The sequence below is a fragment of the Streptomyces sp. ITFR-6 genome (genome assembly GCF_031844725.1).
Classification (GTDB): domain Bacteria; phylum Actinomycetota; class Actinomycetes; order Streptomycetales; family Streptomycetaceae; genus Streptomyces.
On sequence record NZ_CP134612.1, the window covers coordinates 2,529,390 to 2,545,422 of the forward strand.

Annotated in this window: 14 protein-coding genes; 3 read left to right on the forward strand and 11 right to left on the reverse strand. The window is 74.2% G+C overall.

The features are described 5' to 3' along the window. Window positions 1–57: 57 nt before the first annotated feature. The 7 genes from RLT59_RS11155 to RLT59_RS11185 form a co-directional block, all read right to left on the reverse strand. Window positions 58–1,449, reverse strand: a complete 1,392-nt coding sequence (locus tag RLT59_RS11155) for an aKG-HExxH-type peptide beta-hydroxylase (RefSeq protein WP_311303259.1) — start codon at window positions 1,447–1,449, stop codon at window positions 58–60. Then, window positions 1,446–2,621, reverse strand: coding sequence for an FxsB family cyclophane-forming radical SAM/SPASM peptide maturase (locus RLT59_RS11160; protein ID WP_311307684.1), 1,176 nt, complete (start codon window positions 2,619–2,621; stop codon window positions 1,446–1,448). Before RLT59_RS11160 ends, RLT59_RS11155 begins: the two co-directional genes overlap by 4 nt. A 301-nt stretch (window positions 2,622–2,922) precedes the next feature. After that, window positions 2,923–3,138: an FxSxx-COOH cyclophane-containing RiPP peptide gene (fxsA, locus tag RLT59_RS11165; protein ID WP_311303260.1), complete on the reverse strand. Its 216-nt coding sequence runs from the start codon at window positions 3,136–3,138 to the stop codon at window positions 2,923–2,925. 185 nt (window positions 3,139–3,323) lie between these two features. Continuing rightward, entirely contained in the window at window positions 3,324–6,857 is a 3,534-nt protein-coding gene (locus RLT59_RS11170) for an SAV_2336 N-terminal domain-related protein (protein WP_311303261.1), read from the reverse strand. Between the two features lie 7 nt (window positions 6,858–6,864). After that, window positions 6,865–7,887 (reverse strand): AAA family ATPase, encoded by a 1,023-nt coding sequence (locus RLT59_RS11175; RefSeq protein WP_311303262.1) that lies wholly within the window; start codon window positions 7,885–7,887, stop codon window positions 6,865–6,867. 159 nt (window positions 7,888–8,046) lie between these two features. Beyond that, the gene (locus tag RLT59_RS11180; protein WP_311303263.1) at window positions 8,047–10,056 is read right to left on the reverse strand and encodes a VMAP-C domain-containing protein; all 2,010 of its coding nucleotides are present in this window, start codon (window positions 10,054–10,056) and stop codon (window positions 8,047–8,049) included. A 56-nt stretch (window positions 10,057–10,112) separates the two neighbouring features. Continuing rightward, the gene (locus RLT59_RS11185; RefSeq protein ID WP_311303264.1) at window positions 10,113–10,769 is read right to left on the reverse strand and encodes a CU044_2847 family protein; all 657 of its coding nucleotides are present in this window, start codon (window positions 10,767–10,769) and stop codon (window positions 10,113–10,115) included. 163 nt (window positions 10,770–10,932) lie between these two features. Here RLT59_RS11185 and RLT59_RS11190 point away from each other — a divergent pair, with 163 nt between their 5' ends. Next, complete coding sequence (locus tag RLT59_RS11190; RefSeq protein WP_018535226.1) at window positions 10,933–11,115, forward strand: DUF6104 family protein; 183 nt, start codon at window positions 10,933–10,935, stop codon at window positions 11,113–11,115. Between the two features lie 33 nt (window positions 11,116–11,148). Here the strand turns inward: RLT59_RS11190 and RLT59_RS11195 are convergent, their stop codons facing one another. Beyond that, window positions 11,149–11,994, reverse strand: coding sequence for a hypothetical protein (locus RLT59_RS11195; RefSeq protein WP_311303265.1), 846 nt, complete (start codon window positions 11,992–11,994; stop codon window positions 11,149–11,151). Window positions 11,995–12,179: 185 nt separating this feature from the next. Between RLT59_RS11195 and RLT59_RS11200 the strand changes: the two genes are divergently transcribed. Next, the gene (locus RLT59_RS11200; RefSeq protein WP_311303266.1) at window positions 12,180–13,037 is read left to right on the forward strand and encodes a DUF4097 family beta strand repeat-containing protein; all 858 of its coding nucleotides are present in this window, start codon (window positions 12,180–12,182) and stop codon (window positions 13,035–13,037) included. Between the two features lies 1 nt (window position 13,038). Further along, window positions 13,039–14,073, forward strand: a complete 1,035-nt coding sequence (locus tag RLT59_RS11205) for a PadR family transcriptional regulator (RefSeq protein WP_311303267.1) — start codon at window positions 13,039–13,041, stop codon at window positions 14,071–14,073. A gap of 48 nt (window positions 14,074–14,121) precedes the next feature. Here RLT59_RS11205 and RLT59_RS11210 read toward each other — a convergent pair whose 3' ends face one another. The 3 genes from RLT59_RS11210 to RLT59_RS11220 are packed head-to-tail and all read right to left on the reverse strand — an operon-like array spanning window position 14,122 to window position 15,907. Beyond that, complete coding sequence (locus RLT59_RS11210) at window positions 14,122–14,694, reverse strand: Clp protease N-terminal domain-containing protein (protein WP_311303268.1); 573 nt, start codon at window positions 14,692–14,694, stop codon at window positions 14,122–14,124. Beyond that, on the reverse strand, window positions 14,694–14,903 hold the full coding sequence (locus tag RLT59_RS11215) for a helix-turn-helix domain-containing protein (protein WP_311303269.1): 210 nt from the start codon (window positions 14,901–14,903) through the stop codon (window positions 14,694–14,696). Before RLT59_RS11215 ends, RLT59_RS11210 begins: the two co-directional genes overlap by 1 nt. 32 nt (window positions 14,904–14,935) lie before the next feature. Next, entirely contained in the window at window positions 14,936–15,907 is a 972-nt protein-coding gene (locus tag RLT59_RS11220) for a zinc-binding dehydrogenase (protein ID WP_311303270.1), read from the reverse strand. Window positions 15,908–16,033 lie beyond the last annotated feature (126 nt).

Here is a 16,033-nt window from a genome sequence, read left to right on the forward strand (position 1 = left end):
GCGAGCTCTGTCAACATACACCGGAGCCCTTCGCTCCGGCCGGAATCACCTGGCCGCTCAGCTCCCGGGTGATCCGTTCCTCTGCTGCCATATCACCTTGGCGGTGCTGACATAGGCCTCCGCGCGTGCCAGGTGACCCGTGGGGGGCGGCGAATCCTCCAGACGGTGGTAGACCGTGATCATCTCGTTGACGAGCACCCGGCCCTCCCCGGTGAGCGCGCCCGAGCCGGCCAGCACCGGCAGTACGGCGCCGACCTGTTGGCGGCAGCGCGCGTGTTCCGCCCAGGCCAGATCGCGGTGGGTGACGCGCCGCGCGCCGAGCGCGAACCGCTGCCAGTAGTCGGCCAGCGCCAGATGCGAGTAGGCGCCCTGGAGCAGCCCGTCGAAGGGCCTGGGGTCGGAGCGCCACGGGGCGAAGTGGCGTGGGGTGGCGTCCTCGTGGTGCAGCCGGACGAGTGTGCCGAGCGCGGCGAGCTTGGTGTGCTGGAGTTCGTGCACGAGGGTCGAGGCGAAGTAGGCGGGGGTCGCCGGCTTGCTGCTGAGGACCGCGCCGAACGCCTCGCGCCGGGTGCCGCTGCAGTGGGCCGCGCCCCGGCCGTCCGGCCCGGAGCCGGGCGGCGGTCCGAGCGGGACGAGGCAGCGCAGCAGTGCGGCCGCTTCGGTGAGCCGGTGTTCGCCGCCCACCCGCAGCAGCGGTTCGACCCCGGACCAGGATTCGGTCCAGGCCTTGCGTTCGTGGTCGTCGATGTGGGTGGCGGCGCTGAGTCCGTGCCGTTCGAGCCCGGTGCCCCGGGTGCGGTACGGATCGAGGTCGTCCAGGGGTACGGGGCCGGCGCCCGGCAGTACGGACGGGAGGGTGAGCACCGGCAGCCAGCGGGGGTCGGCCGAGCTCATGGTGCCGTCCGGCAGGGTCCGTACCGAGAGGGGCGGGGCATCGGCCGGGCGGACCGTCATTTCGCCGTCTGCGTAGGTGAGTTCGACCGGACCATCGGCCGCCCGGACCGCGCCCAGGGTGGGCAGCGAGAGCAGCCCTTCGCGGGCGGTGAGCCGGGTGGTGCAGGGCAGGGCGGCCCGGATCGCGGCCGCCGCGGCGAGGGCGCCGAGGTGGGCCAGGTCGGTGTGGAGTTCCGGACCCGCCGCGATGGTGCCGGTGAGGCCGCCGAGGAGCCGTTGCGCCCAGGGGCCGGTCATGGGGTGGAACAGCACGGTGCGCGCGGCGGCCCGGTCGGCGCGTTCGGCGGCTTCGAGCAGCGCCCAGTCCTCGCGCAGCCGGTCGAGCAGAGGGGGCGGGCACACGGTCGCGGGGGCGGCGGCCGCCGCGTCCAGCAGGGCCCGCAGGAGGACGAGGCGGCGGGTGTCCTGGTCGCGGACGAGCAGGCCGAGGGAGTCGGAGTCGCCCTCGGTGCGGCCGAGTTCGCGCAGTACGCGCTCGGGGATGGCGGGGCTCATGGGGGGTCTCCTGCGGTTGCGTCGGCGAGCTGGTCCGCCACATGGCGGACCAGCCGTTCGAGGTCGGCGCAGTAGACGGACGGGTTGATGAAGCCGTTCTCTGCGCGGTAGCGGTGTGCGTAGTGGCCGCCGCCGCAGACGGTCAGCAGCGGGCAGGCCCGGCAGGCGGCGGCGAGCGCGCCCACTCCGGCCTGGCGGGCGGCGACGCCGGGGTGGCGCAGGGCGTCGTCGAAGGTGTGCCGGAAGACGTCGAGTCCGGTGGCGGCGGCCGTGTCGTAGGCGGACTTGAGGGAGTCGACCTGTTCGATCGAACCGTCGGTCTCGACGACGACCGCGTTGATGGGGTCCAGGCCCAGCGACTCGGTGGTGGCGGGCAGGCCGAGGAGCAGGGCGACGCACTCCTCGAAGAGCCGGATCCGGGTCTCCCGCCGGGCGGCGGGCCACCAGCGGTCGAAGACGGCGCACAGCCAGTCGCCGTACGGCGTGACGCGCCCGGAACCCGGGCCCATGGGGATGCCCGCCGGGTCCGGCAGTCCGGGCGGCGGGCTGGTCCAGTTGCCGTGCGGCAGGAGCAGGTCCAGGGCCGGCGGGCGCAGGGCGAGCAGTGACTCGTACATCTCGGCGGGGTCCGTGCGCGGGTCCACGACGGTGAGGATGCCCGCGTACGCGCCGGGGTGGCGGTCCGCGAGGAGCCGGGCGCCGCGTGCGGCGGCGGGCCAGGAGGGGCGGCCCGCGTGGTCGGTGCGCTGGGTGTTGTGGGCGGCCAGTCCGCCGTCCAGGCTGATGCCGATGCTGATGCCGTGCCGGGCGAGCACGGTGACGCCCGCGTCGGTGAGCAGGGTGGCGTTGGTCTGCACGGTCGCGTGGACGGTGCAGCCGGCGGGCACCCGCTCCCGCACTCGGTCCGCCAGTGCGGCCAGCCGGTCCGGGCCCGCGAGCAGGGGTTCGCCGCCGTGCAGCACCAGGGCGACGTGGCGCAGCCGGTGAGCGGCGGCGTGCTCCGCGATCCGGTCCGCGGTGCGCTCCAGGACGGCGGGCGCGGCGGCGGCGGGCCGGTCCCGCCAGGTGCGGTCGGGGCCCTCGTACAGGTAGCAGTACCGGCAGGCGAGGTTGCAGCGGCCGTGCACCTTCACGATGAACTGCCCGAACGGTACGGGTCCGGGCGGATCCACGCCGGGCGGGGTCGCGCCGGCCGGTTCCGGACGCGGTCCGGGCCCGGCCGGGCGCGCGGCACCCGGGAACGGCTCACCGCTCCCGTCCGCGTACCGCTGCTCCCCCTGCGGCGTCGCCCGTCGGACCACTCCGGCACCCCCGTGCTGTACGTCTGCCGGGACTGTTACCGGTACCGGCGCGGGGTGAGTATCCCCGTCGCCCGGCGCGGGCAGACACGTTCCGGACGATGATGTCCTGATCGGCCGCGCCCCGGGCCGAAACCGTGCGGGTCCGGGCCGGGGCGCTGCGGGGCCGCCGCGCTCAGAAGGCGTTGTTGAATCCCCAGAGCATTTCCCGGGGCTGTTCGGCCCGGGAGCGCAGATCCGCGACCACCTCGGCCAGCACCGGGTGGTGCAGGGTCCGCAGGGTCTCCAGATCGAGGCCCAGCAGATCCGGCAGCGCGCCCTCGGCTCCGGGCGTACCGCCGCCCGTGCCGGCGGCCACTGCCGCCCCGTCGCTACGTGTCGACTCGTTCATCACGCCTCCCCGTACTCAGCACCGGGCCGCCGTGCCGCGCTCGCCATTGAGCGCGCACCGCCTGTCCCGCGTCCCTGACCCGCTTCGTCCCGCTGCCCGTGCCGTCGGCCGGCTCCGGTCGCGCGCCGGTCGTACTCCTGGCCGGTCCGGGCGCACGGCCGTGCCGGGTGCTCGCCCTTGAGCACTCAGCGCTCCAGCTCCGCCAGCCGCTGCGCGGTCCGGTCGCCCGCCGCTCCGCCGCCGTCCGGCAGCTTCCGCCACTCCAGGCGGGCCGCCCGGTAGGCCTCTCGCGCGGCCCGGGGGCGCCCCGCTCTCTCATAGGTCATACCCCGCCAGTGGTTGGCTGTAGCACCCAACTCGACCGCTTCCCGTAGCTGTTGCGGACTCTCCAGCTCCGTTTCCGCCGTCGTGGCGGCTGCGGCGGCCGAGCGGAATGCCTCCGCCGCCTCGTCGCGCCGGGTCGGCCGGGCCAGCGCGTCGGCGGCCTCCAGGAGCGCCCGGCCCAGCTCCAGCCAGCAGCGCGCGGCGGTCAGCGGGTCCGCGGCCTCCTGCGCCGCCAGCCCGAAGAGGTACTCGGCCTCCCGCAGGTCGACCCGGTCCGCCGTCGCCCGGTGCCGCAGCATCAGGGCCCGGCCGAGCATCAGCAGCCGCTCCGACTGGTGCGGGCCGCCGGCCGGCGTCTCGGTCCGGCAGTCGCGCAGCACGCGCACCGCGGCCCCGATGTGCGCCGCCCCATTCGGGAGTCCGGCGCGGCGCAGCAGTGTGCCGCCCCATTCGGCGAGCAGGTCGGTGTGGGCGCGGGAGTCCCGGGGGATGCCCCGGGCCGCCCGTGCGAACCAGTCGGCGGCCGCTACCAGCTCGTCCGGGTCGCCGGTGTGCTCGTACCGGGCGACCCGGACCCGTCCGGCCCTGGTCTGCAGCTGGGCGCGCTGACGCTGTTCCCGTACGGTCTCCAGCGCCTGGCCGGTCAGGGTCGCCGCCTCTTCCGGTTCCTCGCCGGAGGCCAGCAGGGCGTCCACCAGGTCCAGCACGATGCGGACCTCGGTGCCCATGGTGTGCCGGCCGCCCTGGGCGAAGGCCGTGCGCAGCGAACGGGCGGCCTGCCGGGCGAACTCCCTGGACTGTTCGGTGTCCTCGGTGGCGCCGGCCAGCTTCAGCAGCGTCCGGCCGTGCTGGAGCGGGAGGGCGGCCGGCCGGTTCTCCTGGTCGGGCCAGGCGTCCGCGAAGGCCTCCAGCATCCCGCAGGCGCTCTGCAGCAGGGCGCTGTCCCCGTCGAGCCGCCACTGCGCCTCCAGGGCCCGCACCCGCTCCAGGGTGAGCCGCAGCGCCTCTGCCGGTGCGAGGCCGGGGGCGGCGCAGGCGGCGGTGTACTCGCGGTCGGCGCGCCGCAGCAGCTCCAGGGCGCCGCGCCGGTCGCCGTGGCGCCGCCGGTCGTCGGCCGCCGCGTGCAGCACCTTGGCCAGCACCGCCCGTTCGCGTACCGCACCGGGAACGGCGGCGGCCCGCTCCGCGGCGCGCTCGGCCTCGCGGAGCAGTTCGCCGCCGCCCTGCACCTCCCAGAGCCGCAGGACGCAACGCGCGTACTCCGCCCAGAGTCCGGGGTCGACGGACTGGCGCGGGCCGTTCTCGGTGGCGCCGCGCAGAAGTTGGACCGCGTCGATCAGGCGCTGCACCATCTTGTCGGCGTCGAACTGCCGCACCAGCTCGCCGGCCCGCTCCACGACAGAGGTGGTGCCGGGGGGCGGTGGTCCGGGGACGGCGGGCTTCGGCGGGATCACGAATCTGGGGGGCACAGGCATGAATCGCTCCAGTACGCGGGCTGCGACCTCGGCAAAGGCGTGGGGTACGCGGGGCCCGCCGCGCCTCCCGGCCGCCCCGTCCGCCTCGTTCTCCTCGCTGTCGTCGCTCTCTTCCTTCTCCTCGCCCTCGTCACCCTCCGCACCGTCATCGGGCTCCCGGTATCCGGTGCCCGTGCCGGCGTGCCCGGTGGCGTACGGGGAGTCGTCCGCCCCCGCGTCACCGAGCTGGGCGAAGGCCAGCGCAGGGAAGTTGGGCCCGCCCTTGCCGAACCGCGTCTCGATGTACTGCGAACAGTGCTTGAGGACGAGCAGTGCCTCGTCCCGGCCCAGCGGACCGAGCAGCGCCTCCTGGACGCCGGGCTCGAACGCGTACCACTGGCCGCGGCCGCCGCCCGCGCCGTCGGCGCGCGAGAGCAGTCCGCTCAGCAGCACCTCGGCCAGTTCGGAGGGGCCCGACTGGGGCAGCATGGTGCGCTGCACGAGCTGCATCACCGGCAGGTAGGGGGGCGCCGCCGCGAGGTAGACGGCGAGCTGTCCGGCGGCCGGTGAGGCCGTCGACCGGAAGCGGCTGACCAGCTGGAGCGAGGACAGGGTGGCGCCGGAGCGCTGGGCGGCCGCCGGGGGCTGGTCCGCCCGCACCCAGCCGACCGCTCCCGAGATCCGTGCCGCACCGGTGCCGGAGAGCAGCCTGGCCCAGGCCGCCAGCGCGTCCGGCGCCGGCGGGAGGACCGGGACGGCGAGGGCGCCGGGGTGCACGGCGGGGCCCGTTCCGGCGTCCTCCGTGACCTTCAGCAGGGTGGCTCCGGCGAGGCCGTCACCCCGGGACAGCGAACCGAAGGTGACCGGCAGCCGGGTGCGGCTCCACATGCGCTGCGGCAGCGGCTGGAGCACGGCGACCGGGGCCTGCCGGGCGAGCTGGTGCAGCAGCCGGTGGGCGCGTCCGCTGTGCCAGAGCGGCCCGGCGCAGTCGCTGATCATCACGGTGACCCGGCGGCCGGTCGGATCGCTGAGCCGGTCGGCGGAGTGCAGCGGGGCCGCGGCGGGGTCGGAGCTCCGGCTGACCGTGCAGCCGCCGTCCGGGCCCTGGTGCAGATAGCGCACCTGCACATCCCGGAAGGCGCCCAACTGACCGAAAATCTGCAGAAGTTCACCGAACATCCGGTCCCACACCAGCATGGACGACGAGGCGTCCATGACGCACTGGAGGATCGCGTCGCCCCGGCCGACGCCACGGAACACCGGCATGACCATACCGCCCGCGCGGGCGCTGAGATCGGCGGTGGCCGTCTCGTCCAGGGTGCGGCGCAGCGGGGCGGCGACCGGGCGGTAGCGCTGCAACGGGCGCAGCGCGCGGGTGAGTTCCAGGGGTGCGGGCAGGACCGGGGCGGCCGGTACGCCGAGCGCGAGTTCGGTACCCCGGGGACCGGCCGGGGTCCTGCGGCGGTCCCGCGCGCCGTGCCTGTCCAGGCCGCCGCCGTCCCTGTCCGCTCCGTCCCAGCCGTCTCCGTCCCAGCCGTCTCCGTCCCGGCCGTCTCCGGAGCGCGAGGTGCCGGGGTCGGGGTACAGGGCGATGCGTCCGTCCACGGCCGTCCCGTCTCCCGGCTCACGGTTCTCGCCGGGTCGGCCGGTGTCGGCGAGGCGGCGGCCGTCCGCGCCCGGCCGCTCCCGTCCCCCCGGACCGGCCCGCTCCCCGGTGGCCGGGCCGTCCGGGGGCGTCGCCCCGGCCCCGTCCCCCTCCTCCTCGCCGCCGGGCGCACCGGTCAGGCGCGCCAGCCAGAGGGCGTCGCAGAGCTGCTCGACATCGGGGTCGAGCCCGGCCCCGCGCAGCCGGGCCACCAGCGCCTGCAGGAGCTCTCCGTCGTACGGCTCCGAGGCGCCGGCCGCACCGGGCAGCGCGACGGCGTCGTCCGCCCCGGGCATCAGTGCCTCACCTCGGCCGGTCGAGCCGCTGGATGAGCAGTTCCGCCAGCCGGTCGCGGCCGGCCGGCGCAGCGGCGTGGGTGAGGTAGATGGCGTTCAACAGCTGGTCCGTGGCGAGGAGTTCGCTGCGTGATCGCTCCAGGAAGCGGGTGATGAGGTCCTCGCTGGAGCGGGCCGCCTCCTCGCCCAGGTGGGCCTTGACGTAGGAGGCCAGCCGCTTGTGGTCGGGGCGGTCGAGCTCCAGATGGATACAGCGGCGCATCAGGGGGGCCGGGAAGTCCCGCTCGCCGTTGCTGGTGAGGACGACGAACGGGAACGCCCGGCACTGCACCCGGCCGCCCTTGATCCGCACCTTGTTGCCGTCGTGGTCCAGCACGTCCGCCTCGCCGTCGGGCAGCCGGTCCACGATCCGCTCCAGCTCGGGAATGGCGAACTCGCCCTCCTCCAGCACGTTGAGCAGGTCGTTCGGCAGGTCGATATCGCTCTTGTCGAGCTCGTCGATGAGCAGCACCCGGGGCCGGTCCGAGGGCAGCAGGGCGGTGCCGAGCGGGCCGAGCCGGATGTAACTGCCCACGTTCTGGGCCGAGTCGGCGCCGGAGCCGTCGTTCGCGGCGGTGTGCGAGGCGATCTGCACGTCCTGCAGCCGGGCGATCGCGTCGTAGTGGTAGAGGCCGTCCAGCAGCGTGGAGCGGCTGACGATGGGCCAGCGCAGCACCTTGCCGAGTTCGAGCTCACGGGCGACCGAGTGGGCCAGCGTGCTCTTGCCGGCCCCCGGGTCTCCGGTGACGAGCAGCGGCCGCCGCAGATACAGCGCGGCGTTGATCATTTCGAGCTCCTCGGCGCCCGGCCGGTGCTCCTCCGCGATGCGCCCGGGGATGCCGAGCCGGCGGTCCGCGGAGTCGCCCCCGTCGGCCGGGGCACCGCGGCCGCCCGAGAAGTCACGCCAGGGCGGCGGGGGCGGCAACTGGGGTAAACCGTCGTGCGGTTCGCCGATCCCTCGGTAGATGAGCCACTCAGTGGGTTCACTCATAGCGTGGTCCTTGTGTCACTCGTCCGCCGGGTACGACAGCTGGCCCGCCGGAGACGGCAGCCGTCGAACGTGATTTACCGTAGCGATCGGGCGCACCCCTCGTAAGAGGACCGGCACGGTCCTCAGGGGTCCTTTCCCTATGATGACCGGCGCGTCTGATCACGGCGCCTCCAGGAACTCGTCGGAACCGGGCAGCGGATGGTGCGGATCGTCATAGAACAGGGCGATTCCATCGGACCAGTACGTCTCGGGGCGTTCCGCGCTCACTCCCTTTCTCAGCTCCAGCATCTTCAGCGGCAGCACGTCACGGGACCGGGCGTCGGAGACGGCCTCGGTCACGCGTCGGTGGAATTCCCGGCAGACCGTGTCGGTCTCCGTCGGCCGCCGGTGCAGCAGGGCCACGCCGAAGCCGGTCTCCAGCACCCGCACCACCCCGGCCGTGATCCCGGGGTCCGGCCGGCTGCCGTAACGGCAGAGCACCGGCACGCTTTCCTGGGCCAGGGTGCCCAGCCGCTCGACCTCCGGTACTCGTACCCGAATTTCGTTCTCGCAGTCGACGACTTCGGCGCGGGTCCCCCTGTCCTGGGTGAGCTTCCAGCGCGCCAGGCGCTCTTCGGCGGGCCCGTGGACGGTGCTGCGCAGCACCACCGGGCGTACGACGCCGAGCGGCAGCCCGTCCGAGGGGAGCGTCCAGCGGTCGACCTCAAGGCCGAACAGTGCGGGTGCGAGGGCGACCTGGAGGAGGGCGGGGCTGCCGGGCTCGTCGCACTGCCGGAAGGCCTCGGTCAGCGCGGCCGCGAGCCGGTCCGGCAGCGGGTCGAGCGCGGCGCCCTGGCTGTCCTCGTCGACGGGCAGCATCTCCCCGGTGTGGCGGGCGACCCCGATCCGCCAGTCGTAGCGGTCCCGGGCCCAGCCCTGGGGTTCCAGCGCCAGCAGCACACAAGGGCGTTCGCCGTGGCGGCCGGCCCCGCCCGTCCGGGTGACGACCCGGCGGCGGTCCTCCTCCAGGCGCAGCCGGACGCCCGCCCACTCCATGGCGAGCTGCCGGCGGAAGTCCCGGGACAGCTCCTCCTCCGCGATCCGTTTCACCCACTCCCACAGCGACTTGGCGGCGGTCCTGGTGGAGGGCACGTCGAAGGGGCGCTCCGCGGCGAGGACGCCCATGCAGTAGCGCAGGACCAGTTCGAGCGGGGCGTCCCGGTCGCGGGCGCGGGTGTCGTACAGCGCCCCCAGGCCGTCCCGCCAGCCGCGCGGGGCCGGGCGGTGGTCACGGGAGTGGACGCCGGGCAGGCCGTCCAGCAGGACGAGCAGGGCGCGGGTGCTGACCGGGGGCGGGAACTCGGCGAGCCGCCCCAGCAGGTCCGCCCGCCGCTTGGGGCCGAGGACGCCGCCGGGCGGGTAGGCCAGCTCGCTCTGCACGTCGGCCCAGGTCCGCTCGGTGCTGGCCGGGCTGTTGTGCCGGTCCGCGTGGTAGCGGTCGTGGGCGTGGAACACGGACTGGTAGGTGTCGTCGGCCTCGGTCTCGACGGGCGCGGACGGCACCTTCAGGGTGCGCAGCCGCTCGATCCCCACGGCCGTTCCGCCCTGGTGGTTGTCGAGCCGCGACTTGATCACGCCGACCACCTCCCCCCGGGCGAGATCGACCACGGGTCCGCCGGACATGCCGGGCTCCAGCCAGTCCCCGTCGAGCCGGACGACCTGCTCGGCGTCGTCCGACGCGCCGTAGGCCCCCTTCACCACGCAGACGCCGCTGCGCTTCAGCAGCCCGCCGCCCTGCGAGGGCGCCCAGCCCACGCAGTGGATCTCCCGGCTGCGGAGCATGGCCTCCGAGCGCTCCGTGACGTACACGCAGGTGTGCTCGACGGGCCGCTGGAGCTTGATGAGCGCGAGGTCGGGGGCCGGCCAGCCGGGGGCTCCCTGCGGACGGGCGCCGGGCATCGCGACGACGACCTTGCCCGGCACCTCGCTCAGTTCGGTGCTGTAGCGGTCCTCCTTGAACCACACGTCCACCACGCCCCCCTCCCCCCGCATCGCCACGTGCGCACACGTGAGGATCCAGCTCGGGGCGATGAAGAAGCCGCTCCCCAGGAACTCCCCGCCGGGTCCGTCCTGGGCATACCCGGCCCCGGGGCGATGGATGCGCACGGTGGCGTCGTGCACGAGGCCCATGAGCGCAGTCTCCGGCTGCCCCGGACCCCCGTCCGCGCCCCCGTCGCCCTCCGGACTCATGTCCCGCCGCCGTCCGTGTCGCCCGCGCCGTCCGGATGCGCCGGGGCGCCGGGAGACGCCCCGGCGGGCGGGCCGGGGGGCGCGGGAGCCGGAGCGGCGGGGGGCGCGAACGGGACCGGCGGCGGAGGCGTGGGGGCCTGCGCGGGTACGGGCGTGGGGGCCTGCGCGGGTACGGGCGTGGGGGCCTGCGCGGGTACGGGCGTGGGGGCCTGCGCGGGTACGGGCGTGGGTACGGGTACGGGTACGGGGACGGGCATGGGTACGGGGGCAGGCGGGGGCGGGTCCACGGGGGGTCCGCCGCCGTTCCAGGTGAGCGTGACCTTGATGGCGCCCTTGGCCTCGCCGTCCGCGAGGAGCCCGACGATCCGGCCCGACTTGGCGGTGAGTTCGATCCCGAACTCGACGCTGACCTCGTCCGGCCGCACGGCGCGCAGCGGCACGGCGAGCGAGCGCGCGACGCTGGTCACCACGGAGTGGAGGCTCTCGACGCGGGCCTGCACCTGGTCGGCGATGTCACCGAACCCGGTGTCCGTGTAGGTGGGACCGGAACCGGGCGCCGGACCGTCCAGTTCCTCGGCTCCCGAGATCCGGGCCCAGACCGGCGTGCCGTCCGGCATCTCGATGCGCGTAATACGGGCCACGCTGTCACCCATGACACCCCCCGTTCCCCAACTACCCGCAGGTTAACGGGCGTAGACGTCCGATACGAGGTACATGAACGAGGACGCGGGGGTGCGGTGGACCGGTTCACGGGCCGCCCGCACGGCCGGTTCCGGCCGCCGATGCGGGCTCTCACCAGGCATTAAACTGGCCGTCATGTACTTCACCGACCGCGGTATCGAGGAGCTGGAGAAGCGGCGAGGCGAGGAAGAGGTCACTTTCGAGTGGCTCGCCGAGCAGCTGCGCACCTTCGTCGATCTGAATCCCGACTTCGAGGTGCCGGTCGAGCGCCTCGCCACCTGGCTGGCCCGGCTGGACGACGAGGACGACGAGGACTGATCACCGGATACGAGGACTACCGACGAGGGGCGCTCAGCGGCCGTCCGGCCCGTCGGCCCTGATCCGGTCGTACGCGAGCCCGAGCGCGCCGTGCACCATCAGCAGGGCCCCGGCAAAGACCCAGCCGCCACTGCGCCGGCCGGCTCCCCAGAGGGCCAGCGGGAGCCCCGCCGCCAGCTGGGCGCCCGCCAGGGCGCGGGCCCTGGGGCCGCGCATCCACGGCCCGACGCGACTGTTCTCGACCGCGTCCAGCTCGACCATGACCGCGTCGCGCCAGCCGGTCCAGGCGATCCGCTCGACCGCGGGCCAACCGCCGGCTCCGGCGGTCAGCGCGGCAGCGGACTCCCCGGGGTCGAGCCCGGCCGGAAGCGTCAGGCCGGTACGGGTGAGGACGGCGAGCAGCCCGCGCAGCCGGGTGCGGGCGTCCGCCTCCGGATCGGGGCGGGTGAGACCTTCGAGCACCTGGACGTCCAGTACGGGATCGAGGCCGAGCCGCTCGGCGAACGTACGCATCGCCTCGTCCTCCCCCACCGGCGTGCCGTCCGCGAGCCAGACGTAGCCGACCGGGCGGCGGAAGCCCGCAGCCAGGGTGTATCCGGCCCGGTCGGAGTCCCACCAGAGCGCGAGGACCGGCCAGGTGGAGCCGACCGCGAGTGCGGTGGCCCAGCCGCCCAGCACCCGGTCGACGGGCTCGGCCGCCTCCCCCGCGCCCCGCTCGCGCCGGTCCTGCCAGGGCGTTCCTCCGGGGACGAGGACGCTCCATCCGTCTCCGGCGGGCGCGAGCAGCATCGGTTCGCGCAGCAGGTGGGCGACGGGACGTACGGCCTCGGATCCGGCCCGGCACAGCAGCAGTGCGCCCACGGGTGATGTCGCGTCCATGCCCTCACCGTAAGACAGGTCATCCCGATTCCTCACTTTTTGATGCGATTTGACCCCCCAACCTCACCCGGACCACCCTCCCGGTCACCCCGCGACCTGTCTTGACTTCCCCGATCCGCGATATATCGTATTCTGCAAGAGACGCGATATGTTGCGTCATCCGCGCTCCCCGGGAGGTCAGATCCATGCCTGTGTCGACGTGGGCCATCGCAGAGCCTCAGAAGCTCACCTTCGACGAACCCGTGACGGCGCTCAGCGTGCGCATCGTCGACGGCACGGTCAATGTCGTCGGCACCGATGAACCGACCGCGAGGCTGGAGGTCACCGGCATCGAGGGACCGCCGCTGATCGTGACCCAGAAGGACGGCGTCCTCACCGTCACCTACGAGGACCTGGCCTGGCAGGGCCTCCTGAAGTGGTTCGACCGCAAGGGCTGGCACCGCCACGCGGCCGTCTCCCTCGCGGTCCCGGCCGGATCGGCCGTGGAGGTCGGCGTGGTCGGCGCCGGGGCCTTCGTCTCCGGGATCCGCGGCCGTACGGACGTGCGCGGCGTCACCGGCGACACCACCCTCGTCGGGCTCTCGGGCCCGGTCGGCGCGGAGACCGTGTCCGGCAACGTAGAAGCCCAGGCCGTCACCGGCGACCTGCGCTTCCACTCGGTCTCGGGTGATCTGACGGTCGTCGAGGGCGCCGGGGCTTCCGTACGGGCCGAATCGGTCAGCGGCGACATGGTGCTCGACCTGGACCCGAACGGGAAGCCCACCGACATCCGGCTCACCACCGTCTCCGGGGAGGTAGCCATCCGGCTGCCGCACCCGGCGGACGCGAAGGTGGAGGCGAACACCGCGAGCGGCTCCGTCTCCAACGGCTTCGAGGACCTGCGGGTCAACGGCCAGTGGGGGTCGAAGCGGATCACCGGAACACTCGGCTCCGGAACGGGGACACTGAAGGCGACCACGGTCTCGGGTTCGATCGCCCTGCTCCGCCGCCCACCGGTGGAGGGAGACGCGCACGACGCCGAGCCGACCGGAAAGGTGCTCTGACATGCCCCCCGTATTCGCCCACGGCCGCCTGCGCCTCTACCTGCTGAAGCTGCTCGACGAGGCGCCCCGCCACGGCTACGAGGTGATCCGGCTGCTGGAGAAGCGCTTCCAGGGGCTGTACGCGCCCTCGGCCGGCACGGTCTATCCGAGGCTGGCCAAGCTGGAGGCCGAGGGCCTGGTCACCCACGCCACCGAGGGCGGCCGCAAGGTCTACTCGATCACCGACGCCGGCCGCGCCGAACTCGCGGGCCGCACCGGCGAGCTGGCCGATCTGGAGCTGGAGATCCGGGAGTCGGTCTCCGAACTGGCCGCCGAGATCCGCGACGACGTGCGCGGAGCGGCCGGCAAGCTGCGCAGCGACATGCGCGCCGCCGCCGACGAGTCCCGGCACACCACCGGCCCCACCGGCTCCACCGGCCCCCGTCCGGGCAAGAAGGCCGGCAAGGAGTCCCCCTTCGGCGGGTTCGGGGACTTCGGCGGCCTCGGCGATCTGTCAGACCTCAGCGACAGGGAGGCGTGGCGGACCGCGAAGGAGGAGCTGCGCAAGGCCAAGCAGGAGTGGAAGGAGCAGGCCCGCCGGGCGAAGGACGAGTCCCGGCGCGCCCGCGAGGACGCCCAGCAGGCCCGCCGCCAGGCCAAGGAGGCACAGGACCGGGCGCGCGAGCAGATGCAGAACGCCGCCCGCCAGGTCCAGGAGCACTTCTCCCGGGGCGACTGGCCGGCCGGTGTACGGGAAGGGCTGGCGGAGATCACCGGCCAGCTGGGCGGCATCGCCCGCACCGGCGGCTGGCCCCCCTGCATCAAGCCGGAACCGGCGAACGCCGACCCCGACTGGGGCAAGGACTCGGGCGGTACGGGTGACCCGGCGCGCGATCTGGACCGGCTGCTCGACCGCTTCCGCGACGACATCCGGGACGCGGCCAGGGACCGGGGGGTGACGGAGGAGCAGCTCACGGAGGCCCGCCGCCACCTGTCGACGGCGGCGGCCCACATCGGGACGCTGCTGCGGAAGGACCCCGACGGCGGTACGGAGTAGGGGCCGGGGGACGACGGGCGGCCCGGGGAAACCCGGGCCGCCCGTCGCTCATCCCGCCCGGCGGTCCTGCTGCGCGCCGCCGTCCCCGTAGAGCGCGCGCTCGATCGCCGCGTGACTCGCACCGTGCTCCGCGAGCACATCGGCGACGACACCGGGGGACGCGGCGAGGGCGAGCAGGACGTGCTCCTCGCCGATGAACCTGTCCCCTCGGCCGAGCGCGATGCGCAGCGACTTCTCCAGGATCCCCTTGGCCCCGCGGCTGAACCGGCCCCCGATCCGTTTACGGCGGTCCGCCCGCTCGCCCCGCAGGGCCCCCTCGCCGTGCGCCTCCTCGATCCGGGACACGATCGCGGTGAGGTCGATACCGATACCCGCGAGGGCGTCGGCGTCGGCCTTCGTCATGCCGCCGCGCCTGCGCGCGTCGCCCAGCGCGGCTTCCACCGACGCCCCGCGGTCCGTGAGGCCCAGCGAGGCGGCGGCGAAGGAGGCCCGGCTCCCCTTCTGGTCCAGCAGGGCGAGCAGCAGATGCTCCTCGGTGACCGGGCCACTGCCGGCCCGGTCCGCATAGGTGACGGCGCCGGTCACGGTGGCGCGGGCACCCTTGGTGAATCGCTCGAACATCAATGCCTCCCGTACTTCTTGTGCACGGCCTGGCGGCTGACGCCCAGTTCGGCCGCGATCTCCTGCCACGACCAGCCCTTGGCGCGGGCGCTTCTGACTTGTACGGCTTCGAGCTGCTCCAGCAGCCGTCGCAGCGCGGCGACCGACCGCAGCCCCACCCGGGGGTCGTGGTCGCCGGCGCGTGCGGCGAGTTCCGTCGCTTCGGTCATGGTGTCAACTTACATTGACATGACCTCGCGTGTCAATCCTGGTTGACAGTCAGCACGATCTTGCCGAACTGGTCGCCGGAAGCGAGGCGTTCGAAGCCCTCCCGCGCCCGGTCCAGCGGCAGCACCTCGTCGATGACGGGGCGCACCCCGGTGGCCGCGCAGAACGCCAGCAGGTCCTCCAGCTCGTCCTTGGAACCCATGGTCGAGCCGACGACCTTCAGCTCCAGGAAGAAGATCCGGGTCAGCTCGGCGTGCGGGGGCCGGTCGCCGCTGGTGGCGCCCGAGATGACCAGCGTGCCGCCGGGACGCAGGGACTTGACGGAGTGGGACCAGGTCGCGGCGCCGACCGTCTCGATGACGGCGTCGACCCGGTGGGGCAGCCGCGCGCCGGGCTCGTACGCCTCGACGGCACCGAGTTCGACGGCTCGCTTCCGCCTGGCCTCGTCGCGGCTGGTGGCGTAGATCCGCAGTCCGGCGGCCCGGCCGAGCACGATCGCGGCGGTCGCGACCCCGCCGCCGGCGCCCTGGACGAGCACGGAGTCACCGGGCCGCACCCCGGCGTTGGTGAAGAGCATCCGGTACGCGGTCAGCCAGGCGGTGGGCAGGCAGGCGGCCTGCTCGAAGGTGAGCTCCTTCGGCTTGGGCAGCACGTTCCAGGTGGGGACGGTGACCTGCTCGGCGAAGGTGCCCTGATGGCGTTCGGTGAGGATGGAGCGGGGCTCGTCCGGGCCGACCCCGTGCCCGGTCTGGCCGATGACGGAGTGCAGGACGACCTCGTTGCCGTCCTGGTCGGTCCCGGCGGCGTCGCAGCCGAGGATCATCGGCAGCTTGTCCTCGGCGAGGCCGACGCCGCGCAGGGACCAGAGGTCGTGGTGGTTGAGGGAGGCGGCCCGGACGTTGACGGTGGCCCACCCGGGACGCGCACCGGGAGCCGGGCGTTCGCCCAGCTCAAGGCCGGTGAGGGGGTGGTCGCGGTCGATGCGGGATGCGTAGGCGGCGAACATGGGGCCGACGATAGGCCGGGCGGCGGCCCGGCGTAACCGGCCACGGGTGTGACACGGGGCTCAGGCGGTTGAGGAGCGGGGGTCCGGGGGCAGCGCCCCCGAAAAGGCGCCGGCCCCGGACCCCCG